12 protein-coding genes and 1 pseudogene are annotated in these 18,903 nt (G+C 71.6%); 1 reads left to right on the top strand and 12 read right to left on the bottom strand.

The window, feature by feature from the left end:
- Positions 1-31: 31 nt before the first annotated feature.
- From CIK71_RS11485 to CIK71_RS11445, 9 genes are all read right to left on the bottom strand, one after another.
- Complete coding sequence (locus tag CIK71_RS11485; RefSeq protein WP_096165819.1) at positions 32-688, bottom strand: nucleoside/nucleotide kinase family protein; 657 nt, start codon at positions 686-688, stop codon at positions 32-34.
- On the bottom strand, positions 672-3,950 hold the full coding sequence (locus tag CIK71_RS11480; protein WP_096165818.1) for a UvrD-helicase domain-containing protein: 3,279 nt from the start codon (positions 3,948-3,950) through the stop codon (positions 672-674). Before CIK71_RS11480 ends, CIK71_RS11485 begins: the two co-directional genes overlap by 17 nt.
- Positions 3,947-6,646 (bottom strand): PD-(D/E)XK nuclease family protein, encoded by a 2,700-nt coding sequence (locus CIK71_RS11475; RefSeq protein ID WP_096165817.1) that lies wholly within the window; start codon positions 6,644-6,646, stop codon positions 3,947-3,949. The genes CIK71_RS11480 and CIK71_RS11475 overlap by 4 nt, the downstream gene beginning before the upstream one ends.
- Positions 6,647-6,732: 86 nt before the next feature.
- Positions 6,733-7,251, bottom strand: a complete 519-nt coding sequence (locus CIK71_RS17740; RefSeq protein ID WP_096165816.1) for a hypothetical protein — start codon at positions 7,249-7,251, stop codon at positions 6,733-6,735.
- 20 nt (positions 7,252-7,271) lie between these two features.
- On the bottom strand, positions 7,272-8,399 hold the full coding sequence (locus tag CIK71_RS11465) for a hypothetical protein (RefSeq protein WP_245857516.1): 1,128 nt from the start codon (positions 8,397-8,399) through the stop codon (positions 7,272-7,274).
- Between the two features lie 134 nt (positions 8,400-8,533).
- On the bottom strand, positions 8,534-10,006 hold the full coding sequence (locus CIK71_RS11460) for an arylsulfatase (protein ID WP_096165815.1): 1,473 nt from the start codon (positions 10,004-10,006) through the stop codon (positions 8,534-8,536).
- A gap of 10 nt (positions 10,007-10,016) precedes the next feature.
- Entirely contained in the window at positions 10,017-11,147 is a 1,131-nt protein-coding gene (locus tag CIK71_RS11455; protein ID WP_096165814.1) for an SPFH domain-containing protein, read from the bottom strand.
- Positions 11,148-11,206: 59 nt separating this feature from the next.
- Positions 11,207-11,725 (bottom strand): glutathione peroxidase, encoded by a 519-nt coding sequence (locus tag CIK71_RS11450; protein ID WP_096165813.1) that lies wholly within the window; start codon positions 11,723-11,725, stop codon positions 11,207-11,209.
- Positions 11,726-11,851: 126 nt separating this feature from the next.
- Positions 11,852-12,763 carry a PfkB family carbohydrate kinase gene (locus tag CIK71_RS11445; protein WP_096165812.1) on the bottom strand — a complete coding sequence of 304 codons (912 nt, stop codon included), beginning with the start codon at positions 12,761-12,763 and terminating at the stop codon, positions 11,852-11,854.
- 45 nt (positions 12,764-12,808) lie between these two features.
- Here CIK71_RS11445 and CIK71_RS11440 point away from each other — a divergent pair, with 45 nt between their 5' ends.
- Positions 12,809-14,755 (top strand): penicillin-binding transpeptidase domain-containing protein, encoded by a 1,947-nt coding sequence (locus CIK71_RS11440; protein WP_096165811.1) that lies wholly within the window; start codon positions 12,809-12,811, stop codon positions 14,753-14,755.
- A 38-nt stretch (positions 14,756-14,793) separates the two neighbouring features.
- On the opposite strand, the pseudogene CIK71_RS11435 reads toward CIK71_RS11440, so the two are convergent.
- From CIK71_RS11435 to CIK71_RS11425, 3 genes and pseudogenes are all read right to left on the bottom strand, one after another.
- A pseudogene (locus CIK71_RS11435) lies at positions 14,794-15,251 on the bottom strand (nucleoside deaminase).
- Between the two features lie 131 nt (positions 15,252-15,382).
- Positions 15,383-17,458 (bottom strand): oxidoreductase, encoded by a 2,076-nt coding sequence (locus tag CIK71_RS11430; RefSeq protein WP_096165810.1) that lies wholly within the window; start codon positions 17,456-17,458, stop codon positions 15,383-15,385.
- 274 nt (positions 17,459-17,732) lie between these two features.
- A partial coding sequence (locus tag CIK71_RS11425) for an HNH endonuclease signature motif containing protein (RefSeq protein ID WP_141393716.1) occupies positions 17,733-18,903 on the bottom strand: 1,171 nt, incomplete at its 5' end.

The following is an 18,903-nucleotide window of genomic DNA, read 5'->3' as shown; positions in this document are numbered from 1 at the left end:
CGGCTCGATGAGCTGCGCCCGGCTCGACGGGTCAGCCCAGCTCCACCACGGCATCGGCGCGGGAGCGGGTCGCGGCGACCAGGCGGGCATTGGCCTCGTCGGGTCCCAGCGCCCAGTCCCGCGCCTGCTGCGGGGTCTTCCCGAAGCGCTCGTGGCGGGCGATCAGCCGCTCGTGGCGCAGCGGATCGGGTGTCTCGACGAACCAACGGGCATCGAGCAGAGCGGGGACCTGCGCGAAGGCGCCGTCCTCGGCGAGGAGGTAGTTGCCCTCGGTGATCACGAGCGGCACCTGGGCGGGCACCTCGATCGCGCCGGCCAGCGGCTGCTCGAGCTCGCGCTCGAACATCGGCGCCCACACCGATGGATCCTGCGGCATCGCGGTGCGGATCCGCTGCAGCAGCGCCGCATAGCCCGCGGCGTCGAAGGTGTCCGGGGCGCCCTTGCGCTGCGCCCGGCCCAGCCGAGCGAGCGCGACGTCGGCCAGGTGGAAGCCGTCCATCGGCACCACGACGCACGACCCCTCCGGCAGCTGCGCGGCGAGCTGCTCCGTGAGGGTCGACTTCCCGGCCCCCGGGGCCCCGGCGATCCCGAGCAGCCGCCGCGTGCCCGAACGTCGTGCCTCATCGACCAGGACCAGTGCGCGCTGGATGGCCTCCTGCGCAGCGATCACCTCAGCGCACGACGTCATGCAGCCTCACCTCGACGACCTGGCCCCGCAGCGGCAGGTGCACCAGGATCCGGTCCGGGGCCGTGCCGGAGGCGGCCAGCGCCCGCGCATAGGTGGCCATCTGCCCCAGGTATTCCCGGCGCACATGCCCCACGGGATCGTCCCCGGGATAGGTCTTGTGGTCCACCAGCACGATCGAGCCGTCGGGCAGGCGCAGCAGGGTGTCGATCCACCCCTCCATGACCTGGGAGTCCTCGTTCCACCAGGTGATCGGCTGCTCGGTGAGCTGCTCGGCGCCGGGGAACTCCGCGGCGAGGAAGCGCGCCCACGCCTCACCGGCGTCCAGCAGCACCTGGGCGCCGACCGTGCGGGTCACCACCCAGCGCTGCAGGAGGCGCTCGGCGGCGGCCGTGCGCTGCTGCGCCGAGAGATGCTCCAGCGGCAGGGCGAGATAGGCGTGCACGGCTTCGCCGACCCGCTCCCAGCGCTGCCCGCCGCCATGGACGAGCACCGGACCGATGCTCTGCGGCTCGAGCACTTCGCCGAGCGCATCGTCGGAGCCGACGGCGGAGGCCTGGAAGCGGCCCGTGACCCGCGCGGACGTCTCCCCGCTCGGGCGCAGCGGCACATCGCTCGCCGCGAGGGGGTCGCCGCTCGGCGGCAGGCGCTGCGGCTCCTCCTCGAGCAGCTCGTCGACGTTCACCGCGGTCACCGTCGCCGGCAGGGGAGCCGCCGTGCCGTGCACCGCGATCTCGTCGTCGGACCAGCTCACCAGGTGGACTCCGTCCTGCATCCCGTCGCCCGTTCCATCGACGTCCTGGATCAGGCTGTCCAGCACCGTCGCCGCACCCGGCACGGCGAGCACGGAGGTGCGGGCCGCGCGCGTGAGCGCCACGTAGTGCACGCGCCCGGACTCCTCGGCCTCCGCATCGCGCCGACGGGTCGCGAACGCCGAGGTCGCGAGATCCGCGACCACCTCGCCCGGAGCTGCGACCTTCGGCCAGAAGCGCAGGCTGCGGCCGGACAGCGGAGCGGTGACGTCGAGTGCGCCGGGGGAGGCGACGAGCACCCCGCTGGAGTGATCGCGCTCCTTCGGCGGGCCCCCGAGATAGGTGATGACGTGGTCCCATTCCAGGCCCTTGGCGCCGTGGACGGTGCCCACCCAGACCGCATCGGGCAGGGCGGAGAGGTCGGGCCCCTCCTCCCAGGCATCGAGCTCGGACCGCAGCCCGGTGAGGGTGATGGGGGATCCCTCCGCGCGGCGCCTCTCGGTGGTCTCGTGCGCGAGCGCCCGCAGTGCGTCGAGGGTGCGGCGGCGTGCTCCCTGGCCGCTCCAGCGCTTGATCCGCTGCGGCAGGTCCAGGGCGTCGATCAGGGCGCTGATCATCTCGACCGGGGTGAAGCCGATGCAGGCGCGACGCACCTCCCGCAGCCCGCTGAGCACGTCGTCGTCCCACCAGCTGGCGAAGACGGCGCGGCGTGCGTCGCGGTCCGGCGCGGCGGTGAGCTGGGCGAACCAGTCCTGGTGGGCGCCGTGGTCATCGAGCAGCGTCACCAGCTCGGTCAGCGCGAGGGTGTCGGAGCCGTCGAGGGTGACCGCGAGCGCCGCCCGCACCATCTGCGCCTCCCGGGTGGCGAGCAGCGGATGCGCGGCACCGGCGGTCGGCACGCCGCGCTCCTGCAGGGCGGCGACGACGGAGGCCCGCTGGGCGTTGCTGCGCACCAGCACCGCGGTGGATCCGGGGGTGAAGGCGCCCTGGTCGATCCGCTGCCGGATCTGCTCGGCGATCATCGCCGCATGCTTCTGCGCGGAGACCGCGCGTCGGTCGTTCTTCGTCGCCTCCCAGACCTCGAGCATGCCGCTGCCCGCCGCCGACTCCCGCGGGGCGGGGATCGAGAGGGTGATCCTCTCCAGGCCCTCCCCGTCGGGTGCGAACACCGGGGCGAACACGGCGTTGGAGAAGTCCACCAGCAGCTTCTGCGAGCGCCACGAGTGGGAGAGGTTCTGCACCTCGCCGGTGCCGAACACGGTGCCGCCGCCCTCGAGCGCGTCGATGATGTCCCGCATCAGGCGCGGATCGGCGTCGCGGAAGCCGTAGATCGCCTGTTTGGGGTCGCCCACCCAGATCTTGTCCTCGATGAGCTGGGAGAGTTCGAGGAACAGGGCGAGCTGGATGGGGGAGGTGTCCTGGAACTCGTCGACGGCGAGCAGGCGGAAGCGCGAGGCGATCGATGCGCGCACGCGAGGGGACTCCTGGAGCAGACGCAGGGCCCGCACCTCCTGGTCGATGAAGTCGATCAGTCCCAGCTCGCGCTTGTAGGTCTCGTACGCCTCGAGGGACTCCGCGGCGACGTCGAGCACGAGCGCGATGAGGTCCTGCAGGTCCTGCTGCCAGGCGGGGTTCTGCGCGAAGCCCTCCTCGATCTCCGCGGCCAGCGGCTCCAGGGCCTTCTTGGCCGGGGCGCCGAACGTCCCGCCGGCCAGCCGCAGCCAGCTGGACCACGGCGCCCGGTCGCGATCGCGCAGGGTCCGCTCCGTCCGACGCAGCGCCTCGAGGTCCGTGCGCGCCTTGTTCACGCTCCGCGGAGCGATCGGCCCGCCCTTCACGGGGTCGCCGGACTCATCGACCGAGGCCTGGATGTCCTGCGCGAAGTCACCGATCCGCTGTCCCAGCTCGTGCAGCCAGCGCCCGCGCAGGTCCTCTCCGGGCTCGGGGAGGTGCGCTGCGGCGCGGAACTCCTCCCAGGAGGCGGGGGCCGCCGCGCGCAGGTCCTCGGCGCTGAGCAGGTTGGTGCGAGCGGTGTCCGCGACGTCCTTGACCCGACCGCGCCAGGCCTGCTTCCGGTGCGCGAACGCGAAGCCGGTGTCCTTCTCGTCGCCGTCGTGCTCGGTGCGGGCCAGCATCGCCGCCCAGCGCACTCCGGCGGCGGCGGTGGTGCGGTCGATCGCCGCGGCGAAGGTCGCCTTCTGCGTGGTGTCGTCGAGCACCTGGACGTCGGGCGAGATCCCGGCATCCAGTGCGTATTCCGTGACCAGGCGCCCGGCGACCGAGTTCACGGTGCTGATCAGCGCGCTGTCGATGCCGCGGGCGGCCTCGACCTGCTGACGGTCCAGCAGCGTGGAGCGCACCCGCTGGGAGAGCTCGTCGGCCGCTTTGACGGTGAAGGTGGTGGCGATGACCTGCGAGGGGTCCAGTCCCTCCTCGAGGCGCTCGGCCAGCAGCCGCGTCAGCGTGTACGTCTTGCCGGAGCCGGCAGAGGCGTTGATCAGGGTGAAGCTCATGATGCATCGCCTCTCAGGCCGCACAGCAGGGAGAAGTCGCAGAAGTCGCAGCGGGCGTCGACCACGATCCCGCCCTCGGCCCGCGCCGACTCCTGGGCGGCGGCGTAGGTCTTCTTCGCGGTCTGGCGCGGGGTGCCCGGGTCCTGCCCGGCATCCCGCAGGATCTGCCCGGACTGCGCGGAGACGGTGCCCTCGCCGATCGCGTCGAGCGCCTCGGTGATGCCCTCGGTGGTCATCGACCAGGCCTTCGCGATGTCGAGCGTGGGCCGGCCGTGGGGATCCAGCGCCGGGTTCGCGGAGACGAACTCGCCCTGCTTGAGCAGGAAGTAGCCGACGTCGGCGCTGTCGTCGTGCAGCGACCAGGCGTAGGAGGCCAGCTGCAGGGCCTCGCCGGCATCGAACAGCTCGGGGTATTTCTTCGCCGCGGCGGTCCACTTCAGGTCGATGACGGTGGGGCGGCCGGAGGCATCCTCGGCGAGCACGTCGCGGAATCCCAGGAACGGCACCTCCAGGTCGCCGCGGCGCAGGTGCAGGGTGAGCGGCTCCTCGAAGCGGGACTCGACCGAGGTGATCACCAGGCCCGCGTCGGCCAGGCGGGTGAAGAACTCCTCGAGCGAGCGCACGGAGGTCTCGCGCATCGTGGTCAGCTCGACCTCGCGGCCGGGCAGCAGCAGCTCCGAGGCGAGCTGGGGGAGCAGCGCGTCGAGCGTCCGCTCGATGTCTGCGGCCGACGGGGGACCCGTCCGGCCCCGCTCAGTCCCCTCGTTCACCAGCTCCTCGACGACGGCGTGCACGAGGGTGCCGATCATCTGGTTGCCGCTGGGCACGCTCGCGACCGACGCGGGCCGGATCCCGAGCCCGGTGCGATAGGTCCACTTCTGCCGGCAGCCCAGCAGGTTCTCCGCCTGGGAGTAGCTCAGCGCCTGCGGCACCAGGTGGGGTGCAGGATCGACCTGCTTGGTGAGGTCGTCCGGACGCGCCACCGGCGGCGCGGGCGGAGGAACCCGCACCTCCCGGCGCGACCCGGCGAGCGACCATCCCTCCGGGCCCAGCGCCTCGCGCGGGTCCACGAGATGCCGCGCGAGCACCTTCGCGACGTCCTCCCCGGCCTCGGCCCGGTCGGCGGCGAGGTGGGCGAGCAGGGAATGCGGGGCCGTGGCCTGCTCGGTGCGCGTGCGCGTGCGGACCACGATCAACCGCCCGGCGCCGAGCAGCGCTCTCAGCCCGGCGTCGGTCTCCAGTGCGGCGAGAGCGGCGGGGTCCAGCAGCACCGCACCGAGCCCCTCGAGCGCAGTGATCTCGAGCGGATCCCAGGTCACCCCGGTCTGCGCGTCCTGTCGATCCGCTCCCCACCACAGCACGTCCCCGCCGTCCGCGCGCAGCTGGGCGGGGCGCGTGCACGCGGTCCAGGCCGACGTCGCCTCGGGGCGGGCGAACGGCGAACCGGCGCGGCCTCCGGCGGACTCCACGATCTGGGAGAGTTCGCGGGGACGGAGCACATGGTCCTCGCCGAGGGTGTCGAGCACCTCGAGGAAGGTCTGCAGGTGGGCCCCGGCCCGGACCAGCCCGGGGTCGCCCTGGCCGAGGGCGCGCAGCCGCGTCCCGAGCCAGGAGGTCGCCGCGCGCAGCCGTGCGGGAGTGAGCTGATCGGGACTGATCGGGTCGGTGACCAGGGCAGAGATCTCCCGGGCGATCTCGAGAGCCGCCGCCTCCTCGGGATCGGCGGCGAGCTCGGTGAGCACCGCCTCCCAGGCCGGACCGCCGGTGCCCGGCTCAGCGGCCAGCGCATCCAGGAACCGTCGGCGCACCCGTGAGGGCACCAGGCCGATGGGCTCGCGATCCGTCTCCGGGGCGTCGAGCACCCGCAGGTCCAGGAAGGCGCCGAGCTGCTGCACGTCCACCGGAGCGATCGCGATCGAGAGGTACAGCGGCAGGATCTGCAGGCTGGTGCGGTTCGCGGAGGCGCCCGCCACCCCGATCGCGGCCTGCCCTCGGCGGCGCAGCTCCTGATCCAGCAGCACGGTGTCCTCGGTGGCGAGGACGTGGACGGGCTCGCCGTCGCGCCCGGCGAGGAACCGGGCGGCGGTCTCGGCGGCAGCCCATTCGTCGTCCGCCTCGACCAGCACCAGTTCGGGCCTGCCGGATTGCGCGTCGTGCGCGGTCACCACGTCGACGCCCGCCCCGGCGAGCAGCCTGAGCAGCCGCGGCCACATTCCCGGGAGGGTCTCCGGGCTCTCCTGGCAGCGGATCTCGTCGATCCCCAGCGGCCACGGGTCCGCGGAGAGGCTCTCGAGCAGTTCGACCAGTTCACGGAGGTCGTCGGCCGCGCCGGGGGAGAGCTCGGCGACCTCCTCGATCGCGCACAGCGCGTCGATCCGCGCGGGCAGACCGGGCGCTGGGCGCAGGCGGGCCCCGGCTGCGACGGCGGCATCGCGCCAGTGCAGCATCGTCGCGGCGGTCGCCCAGGGATCGACGTCGAAGGAGTCGTGCACCCACTCGTGCCGGGCCGCGGAGATCGCGCTCGCGTACTGCGCGATCCGCACCGCGGGGTCGACCGACGGACGGGTCAGCGCCAGGCGGGTCTGCAGCAGCGCGACCAGCCCTCGCGGGCCCATGCGCACCTGGCCGCTGGCCCCGCCGGAGCCGGCATCCGCCCAGGAGGTGCCGTCCAGCGACCAGCCGAACTCGATCTGCATCGTCCGGGCTCCTTCACGAGATGACAGCGGCACGTTCCGCCGCACGGGACCACAGTAGGGGAGAGGGCCGACGCACGAGGCCCTGATCAGCGCGGGTCGGCCGCGTCGACGATCCCGCCGATCATCTGGCCCAGACGCGCGCACGGTGCGAGCACGAGCAGTTCCGCGGCGAGCAGCCATCCCAGCGTCCCGGCGACCCGTGACAGCTCGGCGCCGTGGGCGCCGACCGCGAGCGCCCCCAGGGCCAGCGGCAGCACGGTGCCCGCTCCGACGCCCACGAGCGCGAGGATCGACACCGGCGCCCGGCCCCGCCCGGCGCGCAACCGGCCCACCGAGCACACCGCCACCACCGCATCCAGCACCAGGGTGATCAGGGCGAGCGCGACCGCGCCCACCATCGACCCGATCATCACGCCCGTCACGACCCGGCCGTCCTGGGGTCCGTCCGGGGAGGGGGTGAGAGCCTCGGAGGCGCCCAGCAGGACAGCGTAGAGGCCGCTGATGCCGGCGACCACGAGCAGGATCAGCGCCAGGCCCCAGGTCAGGGCGCCGACCAGGCACAGGACTCCGTAGATCCGACGAGGTCGTGGGCCCGGAGCGGTCATCCTCGGATCATAGAGGCACGTCAGCGGTTGAAGGGATCATCCGGGCGCACACCCCAGCTGAATCCACGGTCGTAGAGCGTCGTGCCCGAGTCGTCCGGGGTCAGCACCAGGTCCTGGCCCTCACCGGTCACGTGCAGCGTCCCGTCGCTCCGCTCGTCGATGCTCAGCGTCAGCGACGTCGTCGCCTGCTCGAGATAGTCGGTGACGGGCTGGCCCTCCTCGCGCAGCGGCCCCAGCTCGAGCTGGACGGTGCTCTCGTCGGTGCGCTGGTAGGTGCCGGCCAGCAGCTCGCCGTCCGCTCGGCGCAGCTGCACCTGGGAGGTCTCGCCTTCGATCGTCGAGCCGAAGGCGATCGCGCTCCAGCGGGTGTCCTCGGCGAGCTGGCCGGCCGGCTCCGCAGAGTCCTCCTGCACGGCCCAGACCCCGGCAGGCACGGACTCGTCGGTGCTGCGCTCGGGGTACATCGAGCTGACGCCCCAGCTCACGAGCGCGACCAGCGCCAGCGCCGCGATCGGTCCGAGGATGTTCGTGACCCGCTCCAGCGGACGCCACGGCACCAACCTGGGCACGGGCCCACGACCGATCGCGCCGTGGCCCAGGAACGCCCTGGCCAGCCGCGGAATCCAGGGGATCAGCACGATCAGCGACATGATCAGGTACACGAGCGAAGGGGTCTTGACCATCACGTCGTAGCCCAGGTTCAGCACCAGCACGAGCGACATGGACGCGGCACCGATCACCGCCCCGAGGGGGACCGTGCGCCGCCACAGCAGAGCCAGGCCGGCGCCGAACTCCGCGAGGCCGGAGAGGAACTGGAACAGCGGGGAGAACGCGGCCATCCGCCACAGCAGCCCCATCGGGCTCATCTCGCCGTGCGCGATGAGGGCGTCGCCCGTGTCCGCGAGGCCGAACTGGCCGAACACGAGCTTCGCGACCCCGTAGTAGAGCAGCACGACGGCGAGCAGCAGGCGCACCCCGCCGTGGGCCCACCATCCCAGGGTGACCGCGACGAGGCGTCCGAGCTTCTTCTCGGCAGCATAAGGATCGGCGGGACCCGCAGCATGGGCGGCATCGGCATCGGCATCGGCAGCTGCAGCGGCAGTGGGCGGCACAGGGTCGGACGGCGTTGTCGGCGCGGAGTCGTTCATGTCCCTACTCCACCAGCTGCGCAGGCAGGACACATCGCTCTACGGCACTCACGCGCTCCGCCTGCAGTCGATCTTTCCGCCACGGGACCCTCGACCTTCGACGGGCTCCGGCGGGCTCCGGCGGGTTCAGGAGGTCAGAGCCGCGCGTGCTCCCGCACCCAGGAGGCCTCGGACTGCGGCGTCCGTCCCGCGACGAGGTGTCCGTCGTGCACGAACCCCTCCTCGCGTCCTTCCAGCTCCTGGACCAGGATCTCCCGATGCCGGGCCAGCTCGTCGGCAGCTCCGGGGTCGTCGGCGAGGTCGTGCAGCTCGTGCGGATCCGTCTCGAGGTCGAAGAGCTGCTCGTGCCCGTCCCCGGAGAACCAGAGGTATTTGAACCGCTGGGAGCGGATCCACTGCATCGAGTGCCGCCCCAACGAGCCGATCAGATGCTCCCCGTGCAGGTGCTCCCGCCCGGTGCCGCCCGCCGTCGTCGGCCGCAGATCCAGGCCGTCCACGCTGCCGGGCACCTCGACCCCGGCGAGGCCGAGCAGGGTGGGCATGAGATCGCGCAGCTCGGCGATCGCCGAGACCTCGCCGGGCGCGCCCCAGCCCTCGCGCCAGCGGGGCGGCACGTGCATCACGAGGGGGATCCGGGCTGAGCCCTCGTAGCCCACCGACTTCCGGTACATGTCGTGATCGCCCATCATGTCGCCGTGGTCCGAGACGAACACGACGACCGTGTCCTCGAGCAGGCCATGATCCGAGAGCTTCTCGCGCAGACGGTTCAGCTGCAGGTCGACGAACTCGATCGAGCCGTAATAGCCGGCGCGCACCTGCTGATGGGTGCTCTCCTTCTGCGCCCCGAACTCCGCCTCGGAGGAGAAGTCGCGGCGGTGCTCGTCGAACCTCTCCACCCAGTCGCCCATCGGCCGTGGCGGGAACTCCCGGCCGCGGTACTTGTCCCACAGCCAGGCCGGCGGATCGAAGGGTGCATGGGGCCGGTGGAAGGACATGTACAGGAAGAAGGGGCGGGTGGGGTCGCGCCGCTCGAGGAAGCGGAACGACTCGTCGGCCACCCAGCGGGTGGGATGCAGGCGTTCCTCGCGCTCCCATGGCCGGGCGGTCATCGCATTGCAGCCGATCCCGGTCTCCTGGTAGTCGGCCCGGGGGTCCCCGGTCTCGCGGCGCAGGAAGTCGACGTAGTCGTCGATCTGGGCCGACGGCCCCTGCGTCAGTCGCCGGGAGATGTGCAGGAACCCGTCGTGCAGCAGCACCTCGTCGAAGCCGCAGCGCGCACGGTCGGGGAACACGTGCATCTTGCCGATCCCGAACGCCTGGTACCCGGCGCCCCGCAGAGTGGACTGCAAGGTCACCGGGTGCGCGTCCGGGAAGGAGATGCCCTCCCGGTACCCGTAGCGCCCGTGACGATCGGGCGACTGCCCGGTGAACATCGCGACCCGTGCCGGGACACAGGTGGGCGTCGCCGAGTAGGCGCGTGTGAAGCGGTAGCCGCCGCCGGCGAGATCATCGAGGTTCTGGGTGTCGATGTGCTCGTTGCCGGCGGCGCCCATCGCATCGGCCCGCATCTCGTCGACGCACGCCAGGATGATGTTCGGCCGACTCATCCCGCGAGGATCAGCCCTGGTTCGCGGAGCCGGGATGCGCCCACGGCGGAGTCTGGCCGGAAGCCTGCTCGCCCGCCTTGTGCTGCGCCGTGCGCGCCCGCTGCTCGGCGTCGGAGCGCGCGCGATCGGCGCGCTCCTTCTCCTGATCGCGCAGCTGCTGGGCGGAGATCCGCTGGCGCTGGTCGGCGTCGGCGACGTCCGCGTTCTGGCTCGCCTCGGCCGCGGCCTGCGACTGCAGCATGGCGGTGCGGATCTCGTCGCCCATGCCGCCCACGGCGCCGGGGTTCGAGGGCAGGTAGAGCACGTTGGAGCGGCCGTTGCGGGCCACGTCCTGCATGGTGTCGAAGTACTGCGTCATCAGCAGCAGCTGCTCGGCGGAGTTCTCGATGCCGACCTTGCGGAGCATCTCGTACTGCTCGGCGATGCCCAGGGCGATCGCCTTGCGCTGAGCGGCGACGCCCTCACCCTGCAGACGCTTGGACTCGGCTTCCGCCTCGGCCTGGGTGACGCGCTTGATCTTGTCCGCCTCGGCGAGGGACTGCGCGGCGACGCGGTCGCGCTGGGCGGCGTTGATGGAGTTCATCGAATCGCGCACGCGCTGGTCCGGGGAGATGTCCTGGACCAGGGTGTTGATGATGTTGAAGCCGAACTCGTGCATGCGGGCCGACAGGGTCTGCTCGACGCTGTGGGCGATGTCGTCCTTCGACTCGAAGGCCGCGTCCAGCTCGAGGCTCGACAGGGCCGAGCGCACGGTGTCGAACACGTAGGAGCGGATCTGCGCCTCGGCGTTGGAGAGCTTGTAGTACGCGTCGACGACCTGCTCCTCCTTGATCACGTACTGCACCGCGACCGGCACGTTGACGAACACGTTGTCCTTGGTCTTGGACTCGATGTTCACCTCGAGCTGCTGCACGCGCAACGAGATCGGGCGGGTCGTGTTGTCGACGAACGGTGCCTTGAAGTTCAGGCCGGCGTGCGCGACGCGCTTGAACTTGCCGAAGCGTTCGACGATCACCGCTTCGCGGGAGTGGACGGTGAACATGATGGACGTGCGCAGACCGCCGAACAGCAGTGCTGCCAGGATGATCAGGACGACGATCACGACGACCGCGACGACCAGGAAGATGACGACGCCTTCCATGGGGTACCCCTTTCGAGTGGGCAGAAGTTGTGTCCCACGCTACAGGGTCGGGGGCCCTCTCAGTGCGCGTCGCGCAGGCCCAGCTCGGTCCGGATCCTCGAGGCGATCCGCACGGGCGGCACCGGAGGTGCGTAGCGACGCTGCACGTTGCCGTCGCCGTCCACGAGGAATTTCGTGAAGTTCCAGGCGATGCGCCCGCCCATCACCCCGGCCTTCTGCTCGCGCATCCACCGCCACAGCGGATGCGCCCCGGGGCCGTTCACATCGATCTTGGAGAACAGCGGGAAGGTGACGTCGTAGGTCGAGGTGCACGCGTCCTTCGTGTCCTCATCGCTTCCGGGATCCTGATGGAACTGGTCCGAAGGGAAGCCGAGCACCGTGAAGCCGTGCTCGGAGAACTCGTCCTGGAGCGACTGCAGCCCTTTGAGCTGCGGGGTGAAGGCGCACTGGGTGGCGGTGTTGACGACGAGCACCAGTCGGCCCCGGTACTCGCTCATCTCGCGGCGCTCGCCGTCGATGGTCGTGGCCCAGAAGTCGTGGAAGGTGGTGGGTCCGCTCGTCCCGGCTGCCTGCTCCATAGCGCCCAGTCCTCTCGTCGCTCGCGTCTATCGTAGGGCCGCGTCCTGAGGACTCCATGGTCATCTCCTCACCTCGTCCTCCACGGCGACGAGGAAGCAGGGCGAGGGAGCAAGGGCGAGGGCCGGTCAGGCCAGGAACGCGTCGACCTCGGCGCGGGTCGGGCTGCTCTGCGGGCCCTTGCGGGTCACGGCGATCGAGGCGGCGGCGTTCGCCCGGGTCGCGGCGGATTCCCAGTCCGCACCGAGGGCCCGCTCCGCCAGCAGCACGCCGGTGTGGGTGTCCCCGGCCCCGTTGGTGTCCACCGCGGTGACGGGGAAGGCGGGGATCTCGGTGCCGCGACCGTGGTGGAAGACGGTGCAGCCGCGCTCCCCGTCGCGCACGATGACGACGGCATGGGCCCCGATCCGTCGGCGCAGCGCCTCGGGCGTGTCCTCCAGGGCCTCGAGCCCGGTCAGAGCGCGGGCCTCGTCGGCGTTGGAGGTCCACACCGTGGTGCGAGCGAGCACCCGTTCCTGCACCTCGCGCGGGAAGGTCGCGAACGGGGCGCCCGGATCGAGCACCACCTCGACTCCCTCGGGCACGCTCTCCAGGAACTCCAGCAACGGCTCGCGCGTCGGCTCGAACAGGCTGTAGCCCGAGAGGCACAGCAGATCACCGGGCTGCGGAGCGAGCGTGGCGAAGGAGGCGGCGGTGACATCGCGCTCGGCCCCGTAGACGGTGAGGAAGGTGCGTTCAGCCGACGGCTCGAGCAGGACCGTGCAGTAGCCGGTGTCGGCCTCCTGGCGGGGCCGGTCCGACAGCCGCACCCCGTCGGCCGCGAGCGCCTCACGGATCCGATCGCCATGGATGCCCGTCCCGTGCGCTCCGCCGTGCACGGACTCGGCACCCGTGCGCGCGGCCGCGACCAGCGTGGTCACGGCGCCGCCGGCGTACCACTGCTCGCTCTGCGCATTCGCATTGCCGCCGCGCGGGGGCAGCTCGTCGATCTCGAGGACGATGTCGACGAGAGCCTGGGCAGTGTGCAGCACGCGGGGCATGGACCGAGTCTAGGGTCGGGAGCATCGGGGTGGGATCATGTGCGCATGGACTCCTCCGCATCCCGGTCGCGTCGCCGCGGCCCCGTGATCCTCGTCGTCGCACTGGTGGTGATCGCCGCCCTGGTGGTGGGCGGTCTGCTCTGGCGACAGCGCGCCGACAACGGCGAGGAGGAGGCGCAGGCGCTCGCCGACGCGCTGCCCGAGGGCGACTTCTCCTCTGAGACCGACACCGCCGAGCACGACCGGATCCTGGGCCCGCTGATCGAGGCGACCGGCGCCGCGCCCGAGGTCGAGCTCGCCGATGCCGGCACGGCCGACGACGGCCTGCGCACTGCGACCCTGGACTGGACCTGGACCCTTCCCGATGACGCCGGTACCTGGGAATACACCACCGAGGCCACCCTGCATCGAGGCGAGGACGGCTGGTCCGCGGACCTCACTCCCGAGGTGTTCGCGCCGGATCTCGGCGACCGCGAGAACCTCGATCTGAAGACCGTCGACCCGACGCTCGGCACCGTCACCGATCGCGACGGCAAGGAGCTCTACGGGCCCGGCGAGGTGAAGGTGCTGGGCCTGGACAAGACCCAGCTCGAGGACGCGGACCCGGAGGCCTCCGCCCGTGAGCTCGCCGGACTGCTCGACATCGACGAGGACCGCTTCGCGCAGTCCGTCGCCGACTACGGGCCCGACGCCTTCGTCCCCGCGCTCACCATCCGGGTCTCCGACGAGGGCGACTACCCGCTCGATGATGCCGCGGACGTCGCCGGCTTCCGGGCGGTGGAGAAGACTCAGCCGCTCGCGACCGAGCGCGACTACGCCCCCGGCGTGCTCGGCGCCCTGCGGGAGGCCAGCGCCGAGGATGTCGAGGAGTCCGACGGGGAGATCGAGTCCGGGGACCTCGTGGCCAGCGGCGGGATCGTCGCCGCCGAGCGCGAAGCCCTCGTCGGCACCGCCGGTGCGAAGGTGATCGCCGTGGACCCCGACGCCGGCACCGAGCGCTCGCTGCACGAGGTCGCCGCGGTCGACGGCACCGAGGTGCGCACCACCCTGGACGATCACCTGCAGCGTCTGGCCACGTCGGCGATCGCCGACGAGGACTCGGCGTCCGCGGTGGTCGCCCTGCGACCCTCGACCGGAGAGGTGCTCGCCTCCGCCCTCGGGCCGACGGGCCAGTCCTATCCGGTGGGCCTGGTCGGCCAGTACGCCCCGGGCTCGACCTTCAAGGCCGTCACCGCACTGGCCCTGCTGCGCGCGGGGGTCACCCCGGACACCACTCTCCAGTGCCCGGAGACGGCGACCGTCGAGGGCCGCAGCTTCAAGAACGCTGATTCGATGTCCCCGGATCTGTTCGGGTCGATGCCGTTGCGCGACGCGATCGCGCACTCCTGCAACACCGCGATGCTGCTGGAGTACGACACCGTCGACCAGCAGCAGCTCGCCGATGCCGCGACCACTCTGGGGATCGGTCAGGACGCGCCCACCGGCCTCGAGGCGTTCATGGGCTCCGTGGACCCGGAGGATGAGGGCGTCGAGCATGCCGCAGCGATGATGGGGCAGGGGCGCGTGCTCGCCTCCCCGCTCGCCATGGCGGTGGTGCTGGCGAGTGTGCAGAACGGTGCGACCGTGCAGCCGAAGATCCTGGCGGACTCAGATTCGGACTCAGATTCGGACTCAGATTCGGACTCGGGCACGGAGTCAGCCGCGCCCGAGGTCGACTCCCCGCTCACCGAGGACGAGACCGCCCAGATGCAGGAGCTGCTGCGAGGCGTGGTGACCGACGGCAGCCTCCGTGACTTCGCCGACCTGCCCGGGGACCCGGTGATCGGCAAGACCGGTACGGCCGAATGGACGAACGAGGACGGCGAGCTGAAGCTCCATTCGTGGGTGATCGTCGCTCAGGGGGACCTCGTGATCGCCGCCTTCGTGGAGGACGGCAGCTACGGCTCCACGACCGCCGGACCCATCGCTCGCGAGGTGCTCGAGGGGGCGTGAGCCGCGGTGCTGACCAGCGTTCGGGTCAGTGCTCGTGCTCAGTATGCGGTGCGCCCCTCGTGGGCGCGCCAGGCCTCGAAGGGGGCGACGGCCTCGGCATGGCGGAACTGCTCCGTGGGGAGCAGCGCGTGGCGGCCGGGACGCTCGAAGTATTCGTAGAACGCGGCGTCGTCGAACCCCGCCCGGCGGCGAACACCACCCGGTCGATGCGCGCCCACAGCGCCGTGGCCAGGCACATCGGGCACGGCTCGCAGCTCGCGAAGAGCACCGCGCCAGGCAGTTCGACGGCCTCCAACTCCGCGCACGCGGCACGGATCGCCTGCACCTCGGCATGCGCGGTGGGATCGTGCATCGCGCTGACCAGGTTGACCCCTTCGACGAGACGCCCGTCGGCCGTGGCCACGATCGCGCCGAACGGTCCGCCCCCGGCGGCAACGTTCGCCGTGGCCAGATCGACAGTGCGGGCGAGCAGGTCGGACTCTGCTGGTGAGCTCATGCCGAAGGATCCTCCCGGACCGCAGGCATCGTGTCCAGGGGTCCGCCGAATCGACGGCGCTGGTCATGGATGCGGGTGCGGTTGCGGGCTGTGCGGTCGCGGTTGCGGTTGCGGGCTCGAGCTCTGCGGGCTCACAGCCCTGCGGCGACCTCCACGGCCTGACGGATGGCTCGCTCGGCATCCAGTTCCGCGGCGACGTCGGCCCCACCGATCACGTGCACGCGGGGGAGCCGCCCGCGACGCACCTCCTGGATCTCGTCGGCCAGGTCCCGCACGCTGACCTGCCCGGCACAGACCACGATCGTGTCCACGTCGAGCACCGTCTCCTGCTCGTCCTCCGTGAGGTGCAGGCCATCGGCGTCGACGTGGTGATAGGTGACGCCGCGATGCTGCTGGACTCCGGCGTGGCGCAGCTCGGCACGATGCACCCAGCCGGTGGTACGGCCCAGCCCGGCGCCGATCCGGGTCTCCTTGCGCTGCAGCAGGTGGACCTCGCGGGCGAGACGGCCGTCGTCGGCCACCTGCGCGGGACGCGTGGCGACGCCACCGCGCTGCTGATCAGCATCGACCACGCCCCAGTGGGTCTTCCAGGCAGCGGTGTCGAGGGTCGGGGAGGGACGGGGAGCGGTCAGGTACTCGGCGACGTCGACGCCGATGCCGCCGGCCCCGATGATCGCGACCCGCTCGCCGGCCTCGGCGCGCCCCTCGAGCAGGTCCGCGTAGCTGATGACCTCGGGTCCGCCGTCGGCCGGGAGCTCGATGACCCGCGGCGTGACGCCGGTGGCGAGGATGACGTCGTGGAATCCGAGCAGGTCCCTCGCCTCGGGGCGAGTGTTCAACCGGATGCCCACGCCGGCCGCGGCCAGTCGCATCCGCCAGGACTGCAGGGCCTGGGCGTAGTCCTCCTTGCCGGGGATGCGGGCGGCCAGGCGCAGCTGCCCGCCGATCTCACCGGTGGCCTCGTAGAGGGTGACGACGTGCCCGCGCTCGGCGGAGGCCAGGGCGGCCTCGAGCCCGGCGGGCCCGGCACCGACGACGGCGACCTTCCGGGCACGGCGCTGCGTCACCGGGGTCAGCACCAGTTCGGTCTCGTGCCCGGCGCGGGGGTTGACCAGGCAGCTGGCCCGCTTGCCGTCGAACACCTTGTCCAGGCAGGCCTGGTTGCAGGAGATGCACGCGACGACCTGCGCAGCGCGGCCGTCGGCGAGCTTCGCGGGCAGGTGCGGGTCGGCCAGCAGGGGACGTGCCATGGAGATCAGGTCGGCCTGCCCGTCCGCGAGGATCTGCTCCGCGACGGACGGGTCATGGATGCGGTTCGAGGCGACGACGGGAACGTCGACGAGTTCGCGCAGGCGGGAGGTCTGCTCGGTCCAGGCCGCGCGAGGCACGGAGGTGACGATCGTGGGCACTCGGGACTCGTGCCAGCCGATCCCGGTGGACAGCACGTCCACGCCCTTCTCGGTGAGGCCGCGAGCGAGCGTAGCGGTTTCCGCCCAGGTCTGTCCGTCAGGCACGAGGTCCAACAGCGAGATCCGGTAGCTGAGCAGGGCATCCTCGCCGATCGCTTCGCGTACGGCACCGGCGATCGCGAGCGGCAGCGCCCGACGGCCCTCGGCGCCGCGGCCCCAGCGATCCCGGCGACGGTTGGTGGCCGGGGCGAGGAACTGGTTCAGGAGGTAGCCCTCGGAGCCCATGATCTCGACGCCGTCGTAGCCCGCCTCGATCGCGAGACGGGAGGCCTCGGCGAAGTGCTCGATGGTGCGGGTGACTCCCCGGCGGGTGAGCCGGCGGGAACGGAAGGGGGACAGCGGTGACTTCCCGCGGCGGGACGAGGCAGCCAGCGGGTGGAAGGCATAGCGGCCGGCGTGGAGCAGCTGGAGCAGGATCCGCCCGTCGGCCTCGTGGACCTCGCGGGTGATGACCTCGTGCCCCCGCAGGGTGTGTTCGTCGGCCTGTGCGCCGCGCGGGGTGAGGCGTCCGGTGCGATCGGGGGAGAAGCCACCGGTGACGATCAGGCCGACGCCGCCGCGTGCGCGCTCGCCGAGGTAGGCGGCGAGCTTCGTCGCGTCCGACGCTTTGTCCTCGAGCCCCACGTGCATCGAGCCCATGACGATCCGGTTTCGCACCTCGAAGCGGCCCAGGTCCAACGGGGAGAGGAGCGTCGGGAACGAACGAGGCCCGGTGGGGTGAGGAAGCGGCGTCGACATGTGGCGATTCTGCCAGGGTACGGACGGGTTCGGCCCCTCCGCACCGATTCCGGCATGGCGTGGTGCCGACGGAAGTTCCCGAGTAGTAATCAACTGTGCGGTGAAGCCGGAGGCCAGGCGGTAGTTCGTGCTCCCGTGCGGCACTCGAGGCCAGTGCCTAGATCGATTCTCGATGTGGAGTGCGGCACGGCGACGCGCAGCACAGTGCGCGGCACGGCGCGGCACGACGGCGCGGCACGACGGCACGGCCCAGGCACGGCACGCAGAGCTGTGCTCAGAATGGGGGTGGGTTGTTGTAGTGGTCGGGGGTGGGGTCGGGGTATTTCGGGTGTCGGCGGGTGAGGGGTCGGCGGGTGTGGATCTGTTGGCGTTGTTCGATGATCCGGTCGTGGCGGGGACGTGCGGCTTCGGTGGTGGCGGTGCGGAGGGCGTCGTCGTGGGCGCGGAGGTGGGTGGTCCAGGCGTGGTCCAGTGCGCGGGCGAGGAAGGGGGTGAGCAGGTCGGTGTCCTCGCGGGTGCGGGCACGGATCTCCGCGTCGATCACCCATTGGGTCTCCAGTGGTGGGAACACGGTGGGGTGGTGTTCGGGGATCAGGCCGAGTGGCGGGGGAGTGATCTCCGGGTCATCGCTGGTCGTGGGGCGTTCGGGGTCGATGTGGCCGTCGGTTTTGATCTGGTGGTGCAGCCAGCACAGGCGGTGGAGGTTGTCCAGCGTGGTGGGGCCGCCGAGCGCGGGTTGAGCGTGGTGGTATTCCTCGATGTGGTCGTCTTCCGCGGCGAGCACGGTGGGGCGGGTGCAGCCGGGCGCGGCGCAGACCGGGTGGCGCAGACGCAGTTGGAGCCGCATCTGCTTGGTCGGCGTATATGTCTCTGCAGCTACCGGGAGGTAGGCACCGGTGGTGGGGTCGGTGAGGATCCGCTGCCATACCGCCTGTCCCGCGGCGAGGGCTCGCGCCTGGTCGGCGGGGACCGGGATCGCGCCTTCGAGCATCCCGGGAGCATTGGACACTCCCAGCAGGGTCAGTGCGGGGACGGTGACCAGGAGGGTGTAGGACGTTTTCGGGGCGGGCACCGGGTCCATGTCCAGCAGCGAGTGGGTGAGGACCGCGTAGCGCAGAGCGGCCAGTGACAGGGGCCTGCCCAGGGTGTGCAGGGTCCCGTCGAGGTCGAACGGGATCTCCTCGTCACCGTGGTCGAGGGCGTGGCGCTGGGCTGCTTGGAGGGTGTGGGCGCAGGTGTCCAGGCGGTGGGCGAGGTCCTTGATCTCCAGGATCGGTCCGGTCACCGACAAGGTGGCCAGTCCCGCGGCGGGACCGTGGACATCGAGGTCGATCCGGCGCTGCATGCGCGGGGGCGTGGGGACCGTGCCGGCGGTGACCATCGCGACCAGGGTGTTGAGGTGGCGACCGAACTGGTCCCTGGAAATCGAGGCCAGGTCCCAGGAG

This window comes from Brachybacterium alimentarium (genome assembly GCF_002332425.1).
Lineage (GTDB): Bacteria > Actinomycetota > Actinomycetes > Actinomycetales > Dermabacteraceae > Brachybacterium > Brachybacterium alimentarium.
Note: the sequence above shows the minus strand (reverse complement) of the source record. Positions and strands in the feature narration are given on the sequence as shown.